Origin of the sequence: Rhizobacter sp., from assembly GCF_032229685.1 — a bacterium.
Taxonomy (GTDB): Bacteria; Pseudomonadota; Gammaproteobacteria; order Burkholderiales; family Burkholderiaceae_C; genus LMDS01.
In genome coordinates, this window is record NZ_JAVTWP010000010.1 from 124687 (window position 1) to 142870 (window position 18184).

At 66.8% G+C, this 18184-nt stretch carries 18 protein-coding genes; 14 read left to right on the forward strand and 4 right to left on the reverse strand.

Annotated features, from left to right (window positions below; genetic code table 11):
* Positions 1–7 precede the first annotated feature (7 nt).
* The 4 genes from gspE (at position 8) to AC30PD_RS04225 (ending at position 4689) form a co-directional block, all read left to right on the forward strand.
* Positions 8–1429 carry a type II secretion system ATPase GspE gene (gspE, locus tag AC30PD_RS04210; RefSeq protein WP_489534385.1) on the forward strand — a complete coding sequence of 474 codons (1422 nt, stop codon included), beginning with the start codon at positions 8–10 and terminating at the stop codon, positions 1427–1429.
* Between the two features lie 6 nt (positions 1430–1435).
* Positions 1436–2650, forward strand: a complete 1215-nt coding sequence (gene gspF, locus AC30PD_RS04215; protein ID WP_489534386.1) for a type II secretion system inner membrane protein GspF — start codon at positions 1436–1438, stop codon at positions 2648–2650.
* Positions 2650–3537: a GGDEF domain-containing protein gene (locus AC30PD_RS04220; RefSeq protein ID WP_489534387.1), complete on the forward strand. Its 888-nt coding sequence runs from the start codon at positions 2650–2652 to the stop codon at positions 3535–3537. Before gspF ends, AC30PD_RS04220 begins: the two co-directional genes overlap by 1 nt.
* Before the next feature lie 135 nt (positions 3538–3672).
* Positions 3673–4689 carry an AAA family ATPase gene (locus tag AC30PD_RS04225; RefSeq protein ID WP_489534388.1) on the forward strand — a complete coding sequence of 339 codons (1017 nt, stop codon included), beginning with the start codon at positions 3673–3675 and terminating at the stop codon, positions 4687–4689.
* On the opposite strand, the gene AC30PD_RS04230 is transcribed toward AC30PD_RS04225, so the two are convergent.
* Complete coding sequence (locus AC30PD_RS04230; protein ID WP_489534389.1) at positions 4683–5267, reverse strand: GNAT family N-acetyltransferase; 585 nt, start codon at positions 5265–5267, stop codon at positions 4683–4685. The genes AC30PD_RS04225 and AC30PD_RS04230 overlap by 7 nt on opposite strands.
* A gap of 85 nt (positions 5268–5352) precedes the next feature.
* Between AC30PD_RS04230 and AC30PD_RS04235 the strand changes: the two genes are divergently transcribed.
* Complete coding sequence (locus AC30PD_RS04235) at positions 5353–6252, forward strand: 5'-nucleotidase (protein ID WP_489534390.1); 900 nt, start codon at positions 5353–5355, stop codon at positions 6250–6252.
* Position 6253: 1 nt separating this feature from the next.
* On the opposite strand, the gene AC30PD_RS04240 is transcribed toward AC30PD_RS04235, so the two are convergent.
* Positions 6254–6991: a Crp/Fnr family transcriptional regulator gene (locus tag AC30PD_RS04240; protein WP_489534391.1), complete on the reverse strand. Its 738-nt coding sequence runs from the start codon at positions 6989–6991 to the stop codon at positions 6254–6256.
* A 128-nt stretch (positions 6992–7119) separates the two neighbouring features.
* Between AC30PD_RS04240 and AC30PD_RS04245 the strand changes: the two genes are divergently transcribed.
* The 9 genes from AC30PD_RS04245 (at position 7120) to AC30PD_RS04285 (ending at position 16792) form a co-directional block, all read left to right on the forward strand.
* On the forward strand, positions 7120–9066 hold the full coding sequence (locus tag AC30PD_RS04245; protein WP_489534392.1) for an AMP-dependent synthetase/ligase: 1947 nt from the start codon (positions 7120–7122) through the stop codon (positions 9064–9066).
* 2 nt (positions 9067–9068) lie between these two features.
* Positions 9069–9854 carry an ABC transporter ATP-binding protein gene (locus tag AC30PD_RS04250; RefSeq protein WP_489534393.1) on the forward strand — a complete coding sequence of 262 codons (786 nt, stop codon included), beginning with the start codon at positions 9069–9071 and terminating at the stop codon, positions 9852–9854.
* A 1-nt stretch (position 9855) separates the two neighbouring features.
* Positions 9856–10785, forward strand: coding sequence for a branched-chain amino acid ABC transporter permease (locus AC30PD_RS04255; RefSeq protein WP_489534394.1), 930 nt, complete (start codon positions 9856–9858; stop codon positions 10783–10785).
* A gap of 5 nt (positions 10786–10790) precedes the next feature.
* Positions 10791–11855, forward strand: a complete 1065-nt coding sequence (locus tag AC30PD_RS04260; RefSeq protein ID WP_489534395.1) for a branched-chain amino acid ABC transporter permease — start codon at positions 10791–10793, stop codon at positions 11853–11855.
* Between the two features lie 58 nt (positions 11856–11913).
* Positions 11914–13248, forward strand: a complete 1335-nt coding sequence (locus AC30PD_RS04265; protein ID WP_489534396.1) for an ABC transporter substrate-binding protein — start codon at positions 11914–11916, stop codon at positions 13246–13248.
* Between the two features lie 83 nt (positions 13249–13331).
* Positions 13332–14147, forward strand: coding sequence for an ABC transporter ATP-binding protein (locus tag AC30PD_RS04270; protein WP_489534397.1), 816 nt, complete (start codon positions 13332–13334; stop codon positions 14145–14147).
* Between the two features lie 24 nt (positions 14148–14171).
* On the forward strand, positions 14172–14444 hold the full coding sequence (locus AC30PD_RS04275; RefSeq protein WP_489534398.1) for a hypothetical protein: 273 nt from the start codon (positions 14172–14174) through the stop codon (positions 14442–14444).
* Positions 14445–14522: 78 nt separating this feature from the next.
* Positions 14523–15725 carry a phenylacetate--CoA ligase family protein gene (locus tag AC30PD_RS04280; protein ID WP_489534582.1) on the forward strand — a complete coding sequence of 401 codons (1203 nt, stop codon included), beginning with the start codon at positions 14523–14525 and terminating at the stop codon, positions 15723–15725.
* A gap of 95 nt (positions 15726–15820) precedes the next feature.
* Entirely contained in the window at positions 15821–16792 is a 972-nt protein-coding gene (locus tag AC30PD_RS04285) for a tripartite tricarboxylate transporter substrate-binding protein (protein ID WP_489534399.1), read from the forward strand.
* A 27-nt stretch (positions 16793–16819) separates the two neighbouring features.
* Here the strand turns inward: AC30PD_RS04285 and dtd are convergent, their stop codons facing one another.
* Both dtd and AC30PD_RS04295 read right to left on the reverse strand, forming a co-directional pair.
* Positions 16820–17278, reverse strand: coding sequence for a D-aminoacyl-tRNA deacylase (gene dtd, locus AC30PD_RS04290; protein WP_489534400.1), 459 nt, complete (start codon positions 17276–17278; stop codon positions 16820–16822).
* A complete protein-coding gene (locus AC30PD_RS04295) occupies positions 17275–18183 on the reverse strand; it encodes a cation diffusion facilitator family transporter (protein WP_489534401.1) in 909 nt (302 codons plus the stop codon). Before AC30PD_RS04295 ends, dtd begins: the two co-directional genes overlap by 4 nt.
* Between the last annotated feature and the right edge of the window lies 1 nt (position 18184).

Genomic DNA, 18184 nt, shown 5'->3' on the forward strand with positions numbered 1-18184 from the left:
GCGGACCATGGGCGCGCGCCACCCCCTGCCCTACGCCTATGCCAAGGCGCACACCGTCCTGCTCGAAGATGACGGCGAGCGGCTCGTGCTGTGGGCACCCGAAACGGTGTCGCTGCCGGCGCTGAGCGAAGTGCTGCGCCTGTACGACGTCGACGCGCTCGAGCGCGAGCCTTCGTCGTCGCTCGTCAACCGCATCGCGGTCGCCTATGCGGGCAGCGAATCGAGCGCGGCCACGGTGATCGGCGAAGTCGAGAGCGCGGTCGATCTCTCGCGCATGATGCAGGAGCTGCCGGCGATCGAAGACCTGCTCGAAGCGAGCAACGACGCGCCGATCATCCGCATGCTCAACGCCTTGCTCACGCAGGCCGCGAAAGATGGCGCCTCCGACATCCACATCGAGCCCTACGAACGCAGCAGCGCGGTGCGCTTTCGCGTCGACGGCACGCTGCGCGAGGTGGTGCAGCCCAACAAGGCGCTGCACGCGGCCTTGATCTCGCGCCTGAAGATCATGGCCGAGCTCGACATCGCCGAGCGCCGCCTGCCGCAAGACGGCCGCATCTCGCTGCGCATCGGCGGCCGCGCGGTCGACGTGCGTGTGTCCACGCTGCCTTCGGCGCACGGCGAACGCGCCGTGCTGCGGCTGCTCGACAAGGGTGAATCGAAGTTCACGCTCGAAGCGCTCGGCATGAGCGGCGACGTGCTCACCAAGTTCGACAAGCTGGTGCAGCAGCCGCACGGCATCGTGCTCGTGACCGGGCCCACCGGCTCGGGCAAGACGACCACGCTCTACGCCTCGCTCGGCCGCGTCGACACCGCCGGCACGAACATCCTGACTGTCGAAGACCCGGTCGAGTACGAACTCGCCGGCATCGGCCAGACGCAGGTGAACCCGAAGATCGACCTCACGTTCGCGAAAGCGCTGCGCGCGATCCTGCGGCAAGACCCCGACGTCATCATGATCGGCGAGATCCGCGATTACGAAACGGCGCAGATCGCGATCCAGGCCTCGCTGACCGGCCACCTGGTGCTGGCCACAGTGCACACCAACGACGCGCCGAGCACCGTGACCCGCATGATCGACATGGGTGTCGAGCCTTTCCTGCTCTCGTCGAGCCTGATCGGCGTGCTGGCGCAGCGCCTGGTGCGAAAGCTTTGCGTGCACTGCAAGCGCGCCGACGCCCAGGGCCGCTACCACCCGGTGGGCTGCGCGCAATGCGGCAGCACCGGCTACAAGGGACGCACCGGCGTCTACGAGCTGATGGCCGTCGACGACAAGGTGCGTGCGCTGATCCACAGCCGGGCATCGGAATCGCAGCTCTTCGTGGCCGCCGAAGAAGGCGGCCTGCGCTCGATGCGCGAAGACGGCGAACGGCTGGTGGCCGAAGGCGTCACGTCGGCCGAAGAGGTGATGCGGGTCACGCGGGAGTAGACCTGCATGCCCGCCTACAAATTCGAAGCGCTGGATGCGAGTGGCAAGTCCACCACAGGGCTGCTCGACGCCGAGAACGCCAAGGCCGCGCGCGCCCAGTTGCGTGCGCAGGCGCTCGTACCGCTCAACGTCACGCAGGTGGCTTCGGCCGGCACCCAGGGCGAAGGCCTGCGGCTCAGCCGCCGCGTTTTCAACGCCACCGGCCTGACGGTCTGGACGCGCCAGCTCGCCGGCCTGGTCGGCTCGGGCCTACCGCTCGAACGAGCGCTCACGGCGCTGAGCGACGAAGCCGAAGACCCGCGCCAGCGTGAACTGGTGGCGCACCTGCGCAGCGAAGTCAATGGCGGCGCGCCGTTCGCACGCGCTCTGGGCAGCGCGCCGCGCGAGTTCGACGAGGTCTACCGCGGCGTGGTGGCGGCCGGCGAGCAGAGTGGTGCGCTCGGCGGTGTGCTCGAACGCCTGGCCGACGACCTGGAAGCACGCCAGGAGCTCAAAGCCAAGCTGATCGGCGCCACGCTCTACCCCGCCATCGTGTCGCTGATCGCGGTGGTGATCGTGATCTTTCTCGTGACCTACGTCGTGCCGCAGGTGGCTTCGGTGTTCACCAACTCGAAGCGCGCGCTGCCGATGCTGACGATCGCCATGCTCTCGATCAGCGGCTTCCTGCGCAGCTGGGGCTGGCTCGTCGTGCTGCTGCTGGCGGCCGGCTTCGGTTTGCTGACATGGATGCTGCGCAACGAGGCCTTCCGCGAACGCTTCGACGCCGGCTGGCTCACGTTGCCGCTGATCGGCAAACTTTCACGCGGGTACAACGCGGCGCGTTTTGCCGGCACGCTGGCCATGCTCGCGAGCGCGGGCGTGCCGATCCTGAAGGCCTTGCAGGCCGCGGCAGAAACGCTCTCGAACCGCGCGATGCGTGCCGACGCGATGGACGCGCTGGTGCAGGTGCGCGAAGGTGCGCCGCTGGCGTCGGCCCTGGCCGGCAAGAAGCGTTTCCCGGGGCTGCTCGCGATGTTCTCGCGCCTGGGCGAACAGACCGGCCAGCTGCCGCAGATGCTCGACCGCGCTGCGCGCCAGCTTGGCATGGAAGTACAGCGCCGCGCCATGCAGATGGCCACCATCCTCGAGCCGCTGCTGATCGTGGCGATGGGCCTGGTGGTGATGCTGATCGTGCTCGCCGTGCTGTTGCCGATCATCCAGCTGAACACCTGGGTGAAGTGATGGCGCTGCTCGAGCAGGCCGACCGGGAATGGGCCGACACCGGGGCGGTCGACTCCTGGGTCGAGCACGACCCGACCGCCGACCGCAGCGTTCACAAGCGCTTTCTGCGCGCGATGGTGTTGCGCTTCGGGCGCTGGCGGGCCTGCGCGGTGGTCACCGTGATCGGCATCCTGGCGTCGCTGGCCATGTCGCTCGTGATCAACCTGCTGATCCACCGCTCTTCGCACGAACTCTGGGTTTCGCTGCTGATGAGCGCCGGCATTCCGGCACTGATCGCGCCGCCGGTCACCTGGCTCGTGGTCTCGCTGCTGCAGGACGCCGAGCGTGCCCGCCGCGCTGCCGAGTGGCTGGCGGTCACCGACCCGCTCACCGGCGCTTTCAACCGGCGCCATTTCTTCGTCGTGGGCGAGCGCCGCTTCGCCCATGCACTGCTCGCCGAGGAGCCGGTGTGCGTGCTGCTGCTCGACGTCGACAACTTCAAGGCCATCAACGACGCCCATGGCCACGCCGCCGGCGACCGCGTGTTGATCGAAGTGGCGCGGGCCTGCAAGGCGAGCCTTCGTGATGCCGACCTGCTGGCCCGCTACGGCGGCGAAGAGTTCGTGGCCTTGTTGCCCGCCACCGACCTGCCGCAAGCGCTGCTGATTGCCGAACGGGTGCGCAGCAGCGTGGCCGAGAGTTACGTCGTCACCGACGCCGGCGCCGCGGTGCAACCCACCGTCAGCGTCGGTGTGGCCCTGCGCGCGAGCGAGCTGCGTACGTTCGACGGCCTGCTGGCCCGGGCCGACGCGGCCATGTACGAAGCCAAGAGGGGCGGCAAGAACCGGGTCGGTGCGACCGCGCCACCCGCGGTGCCGGCGCAGCCCGTCGCCGCAGCCGTGGTCTGACGCGCAGACCTGGCACACAACCTGCACGCACCGCCCTTGACGCATTAGCGTCAGGTTTGCCGCGCTGATCACGCGATGGTCGGCGGCAAAACGTGCTTGAATGCTTGCAGCGCACTGTTGGTGGAGGCTCATTCCATGACCGCTTCGAACGATCTTGTGACCGTGTCGGCCCGAACCCCGGGCAGCCAGGGCGCCGGCATACCGATCGCCCGCATGCGCAGCCTGTACCGCGTCGACGAGGTCGGACGCAAGCTCGACAAGCTGCCGCAGAAAGAACACGAGAGCCTGCGTTCCACCTACGAGCGCATGCTCGAAAAAGGCCCCGAGCGTTTCCAGGTCAAGCCCTCGGGCCTGCCGGTGATGGACCACCTCTACGACGAGTTGCCGAACTTCGCCGAAGTGCTCGACGACATCAAGCGCCAACTCGCACTCTGCGAAGACAGCCGCGACGCACTCGAGATCACGCCGCTGCTCCTGCTCGGCCCGCCCGGCGTGGGCAAGACCCACTTCGCGCGCGAACTCTCGGTGCTGCTCGGCACCGGCATGGGCTTTCTCTCAATGAGCTCGATGACCGCCGGCTGGGTGCTCTCGGGCGCGTCGAGCCAATGGAAAGGCGCGCGCCCCGGCAAGGTGTTCGAGACCCTCGTCGACGGGCAGTACGCCAACCCGGTGATGGTGGTCGACGAGATCGACAAGGCCGGCGGCGAGCACGCCTACGACCCGCTCGGCGCGCTCTACAGCCTGCTCGAACATGACACCGCCGGCAGCTTCACCGACGAGTTCGCCGAGGTGCCGATCGACGCGAGCCAGGTGATCTGGGTTGCCACCGCCAACGACGGCCGCGCCATTCCCGACCCGATCCTCAACCGCATGAACGTGTACGAGGTTCACGCCCCCGACCGCGACGCGGCGCGCCACATCGCCGGCAAGCTGTACCGCGCCATCCGCGCCGACCACGGCTGGGGCGAACGTTTCGAGACCGAACCGCACGCCGACGTGCTCGACGCCATGAGCGAAATGGCCCCGCGCGAAATGCGCCGGGCCTGGATGACCGCCTTCGGCAACGCCAAGCTCGACCGGCGTGCGCGCGTCGAGGTGCGCGACCTGCCCGATGCACGCGGCAAGCGCGGGGCGATGGGCTTCGTTCAGTAGCGCGAGACCCGGGCCGCCGGCGCAGCAGCCTGCCACTCGCTGCGCAGCAGCCCGAACAGCGCCGTGTCCGACACCTCGTCGCCCACGATCCATCGTTCGCGCAGAAAGCCTTCCTGCACGAAGCCCAGGCGCGCCAGGCTCTTTGCCGACGCGTTGTTGCGCGGGTCGATGTCGGCCTCGAGCCGGTTCAGGTTCAGGGTGCCGAACGCGAAGCTCACGAGCGCCGTGAGCGCCTCGTGCATCAGCCCGCGGCCCCAGACCTCGCGGGCCAGCACGTAGCCGATCTCGCCGCGCCGGCTTGTTTCGAGGAAGTTGAACAGCGAGCCGGTGCCGACGAGCACGTCGCCGCCATCACGCAGCGTGAGTGCCAGGCGCAGGTGGCGGCCGGCGGGCAGGGCCTCGCGGTCGGTCTCGATCATCGCTTCGGCCTGCTCGATGCAGGCCCAGGGCGGCGTGCTCCAGAAGCGCATGACCTGCGGGTCGGCGTGCATGCGGAATAGCGCTTCGGCGTCTGATGCGCGCAGCGGGCGCAGGTGCAGGCGCGGCGTGTCCAGCGTGAGCGTGTCGAAAGGCTGCATGGCGAGCGGCGTGATCCGTGCAAGCAGCCGAAGGAGCCGCCTGCCCATTGTGGCCGTGCCCGGCCCGGCTCGTATCATCGGCGCCATGCCCATCACCCTGGACGGCCAGCTCGTCGTTGCCATTTCTTCGCGTGCGCTGTTCGACTTCGAAGAAGAGAACCAGCACTTCGAAGCGACCGACGACCGCGCCTACATGCAACTGCAGCTCGACCGGCTCGACAACGCCGCCAAGCCGGGCGTGGCGTTTTCGCTCGTCAACAAGCTGCTCGCGTTCAACACCGACGCGGCGCGCGTCGAGGTGGTGATCCTGTCGCGCAACGACCCGGTTTCGGGCATGCGCGTGTTCCGCTCGGCGCAGCACTACGGGTTGCCGATCCAGCGTGGTGTGTTCACGCGCGGCGAATCGCCGTGGCGCTATCTGAAGCCGCTGAACGCGCACCTGTTCCTCTCGACCAACGAGGCCGACGTGCGTTCGGCCCTCGGTGCCGGCGTGCCGGCCGCGCGTGTGTACCCGCACTCGGCGCGCGCGTCGAGCGCCCACCCCGACCAGGTGCGCATCGCCTTCGACGGTGACGCGGTCTTGTTTTCAGACGAAGCCGAGCGGGTGTTCCAGCGCGCCGGGCTCGACGCCTTTCAGGCCCACGAGCGCGACCAGGCCGGCACGCCGCTGGCGGCCGGGCCGTTCAAGCCGCTGCTGCTCGCCTTGCAGCGCCTGCAGCACGACCCGGCGCCGGGCATGCGCATCCGCACCGCGCTCGTCACCGCACGCAGCGCACCGGCGCACGAGCGCGCGATCCGCACGCTGATGGACTGGAACATCGAGGTCGACGAAGCGATGTTCCTCGGCGGCCTGCCGAAGGGCGAATTCCTGCGCGAGTTCGAGCCCGACTTCTTCTTCGACGACCAGACCGGGCACGTGACGGCGGCGTCGGAACACGTGCCTTCGGGGCACGTGGCGTCGGGGGTCAGCAACCGCGAGAAGTGAATCAGCCGCGCTGCACGTGCCGCCGCAGGCCTTCCAGGTCGAGCACGCGCACACCGCCGTACTCGATGCCGATCAGGCCGTGTTCCTGCAACGCGTTCAGCGCTTCGTTGACACGCTGGCGTGAGAGCCCGATGAGGTAGCCCAGCTCCTGCTGCGTGATGCGCAGCAGCCCGCCGACGCCGGGGTAAAGCACCGGGTGGAACAGCGCGGCCAGGCTGCGCGCCACGCGCGCATCGGCATCGCTCATGCGGTCGATCTCGCGCGCGGCGATGAACTGGCCGAGCCGCTCGTTCAACTGCTGGGTGATGAAACGGTTGAAGGGGATGCTGCGGTCGAGCAGCCAGTGAAAGGTGTCCACGCCCAACCCCGCCACCATGCTCTTGCGCAGCGCCTGGATGTTGTAGCGGTAGACCTCGCGCTTGATCACCGTGCCTTCGCCGAACCAGCCGCCGGGTGGCACGCCGGTGAAGGTGATGGGCACGCCCAGCGCCGTGTCGTTGCTCATCTTGAGCAAGCCTTCGATCACGCCGAACCAGTAGGTCGCCGGCCGCCCGAAACGGCACAACACTTCGCCGGTGGCGATGCTCACGACCTTCAGGTCAGCCACCGCCACCTTGCGCTCGGCCGCGTCGAGCGCGTGCAGCCAGGGAATGTCTTCCAGCTCGGCCGCGTTCGGCGCGCGGGCGCGCGTGTGGATCGGCTGGTGGGGTGGCGCCGGGTGGCGAACGACCGGAATCATCGAGGGAAAGACCGGAGAGGAGTGTCCCTAGGATTGTCGTCAGAACGACAACTTGGCGTCAAACTTGTTTTTACATTCGCACTCACACCACGCTGCGGATGCTTCCGCGCGGGCCCTTCGGAGATGCAGTGCAAACGACCTTCCCTCGCCTGATGCTGGAACACGCGGCCAAGCGCCCCGAGGCCGCGGCATTGCGCGAAAAGAGCTTCGGCATCTGGCAGACGCTGACCTGGGGCGCGCTCGCCACGCTGGTGCGTGAGCTCGCCTGTGGGCTGGCGCAGGCGGGGCTGGCGCGCGGCCAGCACATCGTGATCGTCGGCGAGAACCGCCCGCGCCTGTATGCGGCGATGCTGGCGGCGCAGTCGCTCGGTGCGATCCCGGTGCCGCTGTACCAGGACGCGGCGAGCACCGAATTCGTGTTCCCGATCAACAACGCCGAAGTCAGCTTCGCGATCGTCGAAGACCAGGAGCAGGTCGACAAGATGCTCGAGCTGCGCGAGCCCTGCCCGCAGATCGCACGCATCTGGTTCGACGACCCGCGTGGCCTGCGCAACTACAACGAGCCGGGCCTGGCTTCGCTCGACGCGCTGATCGAGGCCGGCCGTGCGCACAACGCAGCGCAGCCCGCGCTGTTCGACACCGAAGTGCAGAAGACCGAAGCGCACGACGTGGCCGCGATGTTCTTCACCTCGGGCACCACCGGCAACCCGAAGGGCGTGGTGCACACCCACCACACGCTGATCGACCGCGCACAGGCCGGCGCGAAGTTCGACAAGCTGACCGACGCCGAAGAAGTGCTGGCCTATCTGCCGCCGGCCTGGGTCGGGCAGAACATCTTCTCTTACGCGCAGTGGCTGGTGTGTGGCTACGTGGTGAACTGCCCCGAGTCGGCGAGCACGGTCGGCATCGACCTGAACGAGATCGGGCCGACCTACTACTTCGCCCCGCCACGCATCTTCGAAGGCATGCTGACGACGGTGATGATCCGCATGGAAGACGCGGGCGCCGTCAAGAAGTGGCTGTTCCAGCACTTCATGGCGCTGGCGCGCCGTGTCGGTCCGCAGCTGATGGACGGCAAGGCCGTCTCGGGCATCGACCGCCTGCGTTATTCGCTGGGCAAGCTCTTCATCTTCGGCCCGCTGCGCAACACCCTCGGCTTCTCGCGCGTGCGCGTGGCCTACACCGCCGGCGAAGCGATCGGCCCCGACCTGTTCACCTTCTACCGCTCGATCGGCATCAACCTGAAGCAGCTCTACGGCTCGACCGAGACCGCGGTGTTCGTGTGCCTGCAGCCCGACCACGAAGCGCGTGCCGACACGGTGGGCGTGCCGATCGACGGCGTGCAGATCAAGGTGAGCGAGTCGGGCGAGGTGCTCGTCAAGTCGCCGGGCCTGCTGCGCGAGTACTACAAGAACCCGGCCGCCACCGCCGAGGTGCTCACGGCCGAAGGCTGGTACCACACGGGCGACGCCGGCTTCCTCGACGCCGGCGGTCACCTGAAGATCATCGACCGCGCGAAAGACGTGGGCCGCATCGTGGGCGGACCGAACGACGGCGCGATGTTCGCGCCCAAGTACGTCGAGAACAAGCTCAAGTTCTTCTCGCACATCAAGGAAGCGGTGGCGATCGGCGACAAGCGTGCTTCGGTCTGCGCTTTCATCAACATCGACTTCGAAGCGGTGGGCAACTGGGCCGAGAAGCGCAACCTGCCGTATGCCGGCTACACCGACCTGGCGCAGAAGCCCGAGGTCTACGAGCTGATCCGCGAATGCGTGGAGAAGGTCAACGCCGATCTCGCGCTCGACACGATGCTCGCCGGCTCGCAGATCAGCCGCTTCCTGATCCTGCACAAGGAGCTCGACGCCGACGACGGCGAACTGACCCGCACCCGCAAGGTGCGGCGCGGCTTCGTGGCCGAGCGTTACCAGGTGCTGGTCGATGCGCTCTACGGCGGCAAGACCGAGCAGTACATCGAGACCCAGGTGAAGTTCGAGGACGGCCGCAGCGGCGTGGTCGCGGCGACGCTGAAGATCGCCGACACCCAAACTTTTGCTGCCGTGAAGAAAGCCGCCTGACCATGGCCACCCGCAAGATCGGCGAAGTCGTTCTCGACGTGAAGAACATCAGCCTGCGCTTCGGCGGCGTGAAAGCGCTGACCGACATCAGCTTCGACGTGCGCGAGCACGAGGTGCGCGCGATCATCGGGCCGAACGGGGCCGGCAAGAGCTCGATGCTGAACTGCATCAACGGCGTGTACGCGCCGCAGGAAGGTTCGATCACCTTCCGCGGCAAGACCTTCTCGCACATGAACTCGCGCCAGGTGGCCGAGATGGGTGTGGCACGCACCTTCCAGAACCTGGCCTTGTTCAAGGGCATGAGCGTGCTCGACAACATCATGACCGGGCGCAACCTGAAGATGAAGAGCAACCTGTTCCAGCAAGCCGTCCGCTGGGGCGCGGCCGAGCGCGAAGAAACGGCGCAGCGCCAGCATGTGGAACGCATCATCGACTTCCTCGAGATCCAGCCCTACCGCAAGACGGCGGTCGGCAAGATGCCCTATGGCCTGCAGAAGCGCGTCGACCTCGGCCGCGCGCTTGCGATGGACCCGCAGGTGTTGCTGCTCGACGAGCCGATGGCCGGCATGAACGTGGAAGAGAAGCAGGACATGAGCCGCTTCATCCTCGACGTGAACGACGAGTTCGGCACCACCATCGTGCTGATCGAACACGACATGGGCGTGGTGATGGACATCAGCGACCGCGTGGTGGTGCTTGACTACGGCAAGAAGATCGGCGACGGCACGCCCGACGCCGTGCGTTCGAACCCCGACGTGATCAGCGCCTACCTCGGAACGAGCCACTGAGATGGGCTTCTTCCTCGAAACCCTGTTCGGCGGCCTGATGGTCGGCATGCTGTATTCGCTGATCGCGCTCGGCTTCGTGCTGATCTATAAGGCCAGCGGCGTCTTCAACTTCGCGCAGGGCGCGATGGTGTTGTTCGCGGCGCTGGCGATGGCGCGCTTCTACGAGTGGTTCCCGAAGTGGTTCGGCTTCGAGAACAAGATCCTCGCCAACGTGCTGGCCTTCGCCGGCGCGGTGCTCGTGATGGTCGTGGTGGCCTGGCTGATCGAGCGGCTGGTCTTGCGCAAGCTGGTGAACCAAGAACACATCACGCTGCTGATGGCGACGCTGGGCATCACCTACTTCCTCGAAGGCTTCGGCCAGACGCTCTTCGGCTCCGACATCTACAAGATCGACATCGGCATGCCGAAAGACCCGATCTTCGCGCTCGAGAGCATGTTCCAGGGGGGTGTGCTCATCAACAAGGAAGACCTGTACGCGGCGGCCATCGCCGCGGTATTGGTCGCGCTGCTCGCACTCTTCTTCCAGAAGACCGCCACCGGCCGCGCACTGCGCGCGGTGGCCGACGACCACCAGGCGGCCCAGTCGATCGGCATTCCGCTCGGCCGCATCTGGATCATCGTGTGGTCGGTGGCCGGCTTCGTGGCGCTGGTGGCCGGCGTGATCTGGGGCAGCAAGCTCGGCGTGCAGTTCTCGCTCTCGCTGGTGGCGCTGAAGGCGCTTCCGGTCGTGATTCTCGGGGGTCTCACGTCGGTCCCCGGCGCGATCATCGGCGGCTTGATCATCGGCGTGGGCGAAAAGCTCTCCGAGATCTACATCGGGCCGATGTTCGGCGGCGGCATCGAGATCTGGTTCGCCTATGTTCTGGCGCTGGTGTTCCTGCTGTTCAGGCCGCAAGGTCTGTTCGGCGAAAAAATCATTGATCGGGTCTGACCGCCATGCTTTACAGAGAGAACGGTCAGTTCAAGTCCAGCTACCGCAGCGACCAGCAGATCTTCCCGATCCTGCAAGACCGTGTGGCGATCGGCCTGCTGCTCGCGGTGGCGTTCCTCGCGATCCCGCTGCTTTCGTCAGAGTACCTGCTGCGCGCGATCTTCGTGCCCTTCCTGATCCTGTCGCTCGCCGCGCTGGGTCTGAACATCCTCGTCGGCTACTGCGGCCAGATCTCGCTCGGCACCGGCGCCTTCATGGCGATCGGCGCCTACGCGGCCTACAACTTCCAGGCGCGCGTTCCCGGCATGCCGCTCGTGCTCTCGCTGTTGCTCGGCGGGTTGTGCAGCACGGCGGTGGGCGTGCTGTTCGGCATCCCGTCGCTGCGCATCAAGGGCTTGTATCTCGCGGTCGCCACGCTCGCCGCGCAGTTCTTCACCGACTGGGCTTTCCTGCGCATCAAGTGGTTCACGAACGATTCTTCGTCGGGTTCGGTGAGCGTGGCGGGCCTGAACGTGTTCGGCATCCCGATCGAGTCGCCGGTGCAGAAGTACCTGTTGTGCCTGGCGTTCCTGGTCGTGTTCGCGCTGCTCGCGAAGAACCTGGTGCGCGGCGCGATCGGCCGCGAGTGGATGGCGATCCGCGACATGGACGTGGCCGCCGCCGTGATCGGCATCCGCCCGGTCTACGCCAAGCTCACCGCGTTTGCCGTGAGCAGCTTCATCGTCGGCGTGGCCGGCGGGCTGTGGGGCTTCATCCACCTCGGCTCATGGGAGCCGGCGGCGTTCAACATCGACCGCTCGTTCCAGCTGCTGTTCATGGTGATCATCGGCGGGCTGGGTTCGATCATGGGCAGCTTCTTCGGCGCGGCCTTCATCGTCGTGTTGCCGATCATTCTCGACGGGCTGCCGTACTGGTTCGGCATTCCGATCGACACGGCCCTGGCCTCGCACCTCACCTTCATGATCTTCGGCGCCTTGATCGTGTTCTTCCTGATCGTCGAGCCGCACGGCATCGCGCGGCTGTGGTCCACGGCGAAGGAAAAACTCCGCCTCTGGCCCTTCCCTCATTGACCTAAATCGCCACAGAGCGAACCGCCTTTCCACCCGCAACCCTCCCCTGGAGACAGACATGAAATTCAAGTCATTCGCGCTCGCCGCAACCGTCATGGCGGCGGGTCTGGGCGCTCTCGCGACCGCACCCTCTGCGTTCGCGCAGGCGAAAGAGCAGTTCTTCCCGCTGCTGGCCTACCGCACCGGCCCGTACGCGCCGAACGGCACGCCCTGGGCCAACGGCAAGCAGGACTACATCAAGATGATCAACGCACGCGACGGCGGCATCAACGGCGTGAAGATCACGTTCGAAGAATGCGAGACCGGCTACGCGACCGACAAGGGTGTGGAGTGCTACGAGCGGCTGAAGAGCCGCCCCGGCGTCACGCTGATCGACCCGCAGGCCACCGGCATCACCTTTGCGCTGACCGACAAGGTCGCCGCCGACAAGATCCCGCTGATCACCCTGGGCTACGGCCTCTCGGCCTCGCAGGACGGCAATGTGTTCAAGTGGAACTTCCCGCTGATGGGCAGCTACTGGACGGCCGCCGACATGCTGATCCAGCACATCGGCAAGAAAGAAGGCGGGCTCGACAAGCTCAAGGGCAAGAAGATCGCGCTCGTGTACCACGACTCGCCGTTCGGCAAGGAGCCGATGCCGCTGCTCGACGAGCGCGCCAAGATGCACGGCTTCGAGCTGCAGAAGATCCCGGTCACGGCGCCGGGCGTCGAGCAGAAGTCCGCCTGGCTGCAGGTGCGCCAGAGCCGGCCCGACTACGTGCTGCTGTGGGGTTGGGGCGTGATGAACTCGACCGCGCTGAAAGAAGCGCAAGCCACGGGCTACCCGCGCGAGAAGATGTACGGCGTGTGGTGGGCCGGTGCCGAACCCGACGTGCGCGACGTCGGCGAAGGCGCCAAGGGCTACAACGCACTCAACCTGAACACCTCGGGCCAGGACCCGAAGGTGATCAAGGACATCATGAAGTACGTGCACGAAAAGGGTCAGGGCACCGGCCCGAAGGAAGAAGTCGGCTCGGTGCTGTACACCCGCGGCCTGATCATCCAGATGCTCGGCGTCGAAGCCGTGCGCCGCGCACAGGAGCGTTTCGGCAAGGGCAAGGTCATGACCGGCGAACAGGTGCGCTGGGGCCTGGAGAACCTGGCGCTCGACCAGAAGAAGCTCGACGCGCTGGGCTTCAGCGGCGTGATGCGGCCGCTCAGCACCTCGTGCCAGGACCACATGGGCTCGACCTGGGCGCGTGTGCACACCTGGGACGGCGCGAAGTGGAACTTCAGCTCCGACTGGCTGCAGGCCGACGAGCAGATCATCAAGCCGATGGTCACCGCCGCGGCCGACAAGTACGCGACCGAGAAGAAGCTGACGCGCCGCACGCCGGCGGATTGCCAGAGCTGATCGCGTGATCTGACACATCGAGGGCTCCTCGCGGAGCCCTCTTCGAAGCGCCGCGCGCGGTGCTTCGAAGAGCGAAAGACAACATGAGCACCGACACCAGCATCCTTCTCAACGTCAACGGCATCGAGGTGATCTACAACCATGTGATCCTCGTGCTGAAGGGCGTGTCGCTGCAGGTGCCCGAAGGCCGCATCGTCGCGCTGATGGGCGGCAACGGCGCGGGCAAGACGACCACGCTGCGCGCGGTGAGCAACCTGCTCGAAGGCGAGCGGGGTGCCGTCACCAAGGGCTCGATCGAGTTGCGCGGCGAGCGCATCGAGGCGCTCAGCACCAGCGAGATGGTGAACCGCGGCGTGATCCAGGTGATGGAAGGGCGGCATTGTTTTGCGCACCTCACGATCGAAGAAAACCTGCTGACCGGCGCCTACACGCGCCGCGACGGCAAGGCCGCCGTGGCCGACACGCTGGAGAAGGTCTACACCTACTTTCCGCGCCTGAAGACACGCCGCACCTCGCAGGCCGCCTACACCTCGGGCGGTGAGCAGCAGATGTGCGCGATCGGCCGCGCGCTGATGGCCAACCCGAAGATGGTGCTGCTCGACGAACCCTCGATGGGCCTGGCGCCGCAGATCGTCGAAGAAGTGTTCGAGATCGTGAAAGACCTGAACACACGCGAAGGTGTGACCTTCCTGCTGGCCGAGCAGAACACCAACATGGCGCTGCGTTATTCCGACTACGGCTACATCCTCGAGAACGGCCGCATCGTCATGGACGGTGAAGCGAAGTCGCTGCGCGAGAACGAAGACGTGAAGGAGTTCTATCTCGGCATGGGCGGCGGCGACCGCAAGAGTTTCAAGGACGTGAAGAGCTACAAGCGGCGCAAGCGCTGGCTCGCCTGAACGATCACCGAAAGAGAGCATCGCATGGCCCACGCCGACGAAGCCGCCCTGCAGCGCCTGCTGCCGCTGTTGCGCCAGCTGCGCGAGATCAAGGGTCTGCGCGAGATGAAGAACGGCAGCTTCTACATGAAAGGCAACGCGTTCATCCACTTCCATGATGAAGCCGGTGCGCTCGTGGCCGATCTGAAGAAAGCGACCGGCTCGGGCTTCGACCGCTACCCCGTGGACACCCCTCCCGGCCAGCGCAAGCTGGTCGACGACGCCAAACGCCGCGCCGGCCGCAGCGATGAAGACTGAGAGCCACACTTGAACCCAGACCCGTCTCACCACGACGCGCTCGAGACCCGCAGCACCGCAGAGCGCGAGCGGGCGCTGATGAGCGCGCTGTCGACCCAGGTCGCTCACGCACGCGCGAACACCGCGGCTTTTGCGCTGAGCCTGGGCGACGTGGACCCGGCCCAAGTCACCAGCCGAACCGCGCTTGCGCGCCTGCCCGTGACCCGCAAGCACGAACTGCTGGAACGCCAGGGCGCCGCCGATGCGCCCGACGCGTTCGGCGGCTTCTCTGCCATCGGCTGGGGCGCTCGGCCCGCGGCACAACGGGCGCTGCGGGTGTTCGCTTCACCCGGGCCGATCCACGAACCCGAAGGCGCGAGCGCTGACTACTGGCGCATGGCGCGTGCCTTGTTCGCCGCCGGCTTTCGCGCCGGCGATCTGGTCCACAACGCCTTCAGCTACCACTTCACGCCGGCCGGCGCGATGATGGAAAGTGGCGCTTTTGCGCTCGGCTGCACGGTGTTCCCGGCCGGCACCGGGCAGACCGAACAGCAGTTGCAGGCGATGGCCGCCTTGAAGCCGAATGCCTACACGGGTACGCCGAGCTTCCTGAAGATCATCATCGAAAAAGCCGCCGAGAGCGGCGTGGCACTGCCGTGGTTGAAGAAGGCTTCGGTCGGTGGCGAAGCGTTCACGCCGAGCCTGCGCGACTGGTTCGCCGAACGTGGCATCACCGCGTACCAGAGTTACGGCACGGCCGATCTTGGCCTGGTGGCCTACGAGACCACGGCACGCGAAGGGCTGGTGCTCGACGAAGGCGTGATCGTCGAGATCGTGCGCCCCGGCACGGGCGAACCGGTGCCCGAAGGTGAGGTCGGCGAGGTGGTCGTGACGACGCTCAACCCGGCCTACCCGCTGATCCGCTTCGGCACCGGCGACCTGTCGGCGGTGCTGCCCGGCCCGTGCCCGACCGGCCGCACGAACACGCGCATCAAGGGCTGGATGGGCCGCGCCGACCAGACCGCCAAGGTGCGCGGCATGTTCGTGCACCCGGCCCAGGTGGCCGAGATCGCGCGCCGCCACCCCGAGGTGCGCAAGGCGCGCCTGGTGGTGAGCGGCGAGATGGCCAACGACCGCATGCAGCTGAGCGTCGAAGTCGAAGGCGCGCCCGAAGGCCTGGCGGCACGCCTGACCGAGACCGTGCGCGACGTGACCAAGCTGCGCAGCGAGATCCTGCTGTGCGCCGCCGGCAGCCTGCCCAACGACGGCAAGGTGATCGAAGACGCGCGCCGCTACACCTGACGGCACGTGGGGATTACGTAGTTTCCGCCATGCCACGCGGCAGGCGAGCGCAGACAATCTCGCGGTGTGATCCATCGCAGCTTTGAAAGCCCACCATGAAACGACTTCTCCTCGCCACCGCCGCGGCCTTCGTGGCCACGTCCGCCTTTGCCGAATACCCGGAAAAGCCGGTCACGATCGTCGTGCCGTTTGCGGCGGGCGGCCCCACCGACAAGGTGGCGCGTGACCTCGCCGAAGCGCTGCGCAAGCCGCTCGGTGGCCAGGCCATCATCATCGAGAACGTGGGCGGCGCCGGGGGCACGCTCGGTGCCGGCAAGGTCGCCAAGGCCTCGAACGACGGCTACACGCTGCTGCTGCACCACATCGGCATGAGCACGTCGCCGGCGCTGTACCGCAAGATGGCCTACGACACGCTGGGTGACTTCGAGTACCTCGGCATGATCAATGAAGTGCCGATGACGCTGATCGGCAAGCCCACGCTGCCTGCGAACAACTACGCCGAGCTGCTGAAATGGCTCGACGCCAACAAGGGCAAGATCAACCTCGCCAACGCCGGCCTGGGCGCCGCTTCGCACCTGTGCGGCCTGCTGTTCCAGAGCACGCTGAAGATCGACATGCAGACCGTTCCGTACAAGGGCACCGGCCCGGCCATGACCGACCTGCTTGGCGGCCAGGTCGACCTGATGTGCGACCAGACCACCAACACCACGAGCCAGATCGAAGGTGGCAAGGTCAAGGCTTTCGCCGTGACCACGAGCAAGCGTTTGACGACGCCGGCCCTGAAGAACCTGCCCACGCTCGACGAGTCGGGCCTCAAGGGCTTCAACGTCTCGATCTGGCACGGCATGTACGCACCCAAGGGCACGCCCAAGGCCGTGACCGACAAGATCAACGCCGCCTTGCGCGTGGCGCTGAAAGACCCCGAGTTCATCAAGCGTGAAGAAGCGCTCGGTGCCGTGGTGGTGACCGATGCCCGCCTGGCCGGCGCCGAGCACAAGAAGTTCGTCGAGGCCGAGATCAACAAGTGGGGCCCGGTCATCAAGGCCGCCGGCCAATACGCCGACTGAAGCCCGAAAGCGGTCCGTGCGCTGCTCTCAGTGCATGGACCAGGGTGACTGCAGGGTGATCGGGATGGTCACCGGCCCGTCATTGACGAGGCTCACCTGCATGTCGCTGCCGAACTCGCCGTTGGCCACGGGCGCGTGCATCTGGCGCGCCGTGGCCAGCACCCGTTCGTAGAGCCGCCGCCCGAGTTCGGGCGCGGCAGCGGCCGTGAAACTCGGCCGGTTGCCGCCCGACACGTCGGCCGCGAGCGTGAACTGGCTGACGATCAGCAAGCCGCCTTTCACGTCGACGACGCTGCAGTTCATCTTGCCGGCTTCGTCGGAAAAGATGCGCAGCTTGAGCAGCTTGGCCACCAGCTTGTCGGCCAGCGCTTCGTCGTCGGTCGGCTCGGCGCACACGAACACCAGCAGGCCTTGTTCGATGGCACCGATGGTCTTGCCCTTCACGGCCACCGAGGCGCGCGCCACACGTTGAACCAGCGCGATCATGGTGTGGACTTCGCGCGTTCGTCGTCGTGCGCCTGATCGAAGCGCGCTTCCACGTTCGAAGGCAGCAGCTGGATCGACGCCCGCAGGCCGGGCACCTCGTTCATCAGCGCCTGTTCCACGTTGGTACGCAAGGCGGCGGCACGGCCCAGCGTCCAGTCGGAAGGCATGTGCATGTGCACGTCGAGAAACCGGCGCTGGCCGGCGCGGCGTGTGACCAGGTGGTCGAAGCGGATGGCGCTGTGCGCGAACTCTGCGAGCGTGCGATCGATCTGCGCCCGCACTTCGGGCTCGAGCGCGCTGTCCATCAGCCCCTCGACCGAGCGCCAAGCGAGGTGCGCGCCTTCGCGCAGGATGTTCAGCGCCACACCGATGGCGAGCAACGCGTCGAGCCAGAGCCAGCCGGTGAGGTGCACGGCCACCAGCCCGACCACGACGCCGGCCGAGGTCCACACGTCGGTGTAGAGGTGGCGCGCGTCGGCTTCGAGCACGATCGATCGGTGCTCGCGCGAGGCAGCCATCATCCGCCACGCGAGCAGGCCGTTGAGCGCCGAGCTGGCCACGGCGAGCGCCAGCCCCCAGCCGAGCGCCTGCAAAGGCTGTGGATTGAACAGGCGATGCGCTGCGGCCCAGATGATCCCGGCGGCCGCGCCAACGATCAGCAGGCCCTCGAAGCCACTCGAGAAATACTCGGCCTTGCTGTGGCCGAACGGGTGGTCATCGTCGGCCGGGCGCTGCGCAATGATCACCATGGCCAGGCCGAACAGCGCCGAGGCGAGGTTGACGAACGACTCCATCGCGTCCGACAGCAGACCGACCGAGTCGGTGATCCACCACGCCGCCGTCTTCATCACGATGGTCGCGACCGCTGCCGCGATCGACAGCTTGAGCAGCGTCTTGACCTGCACG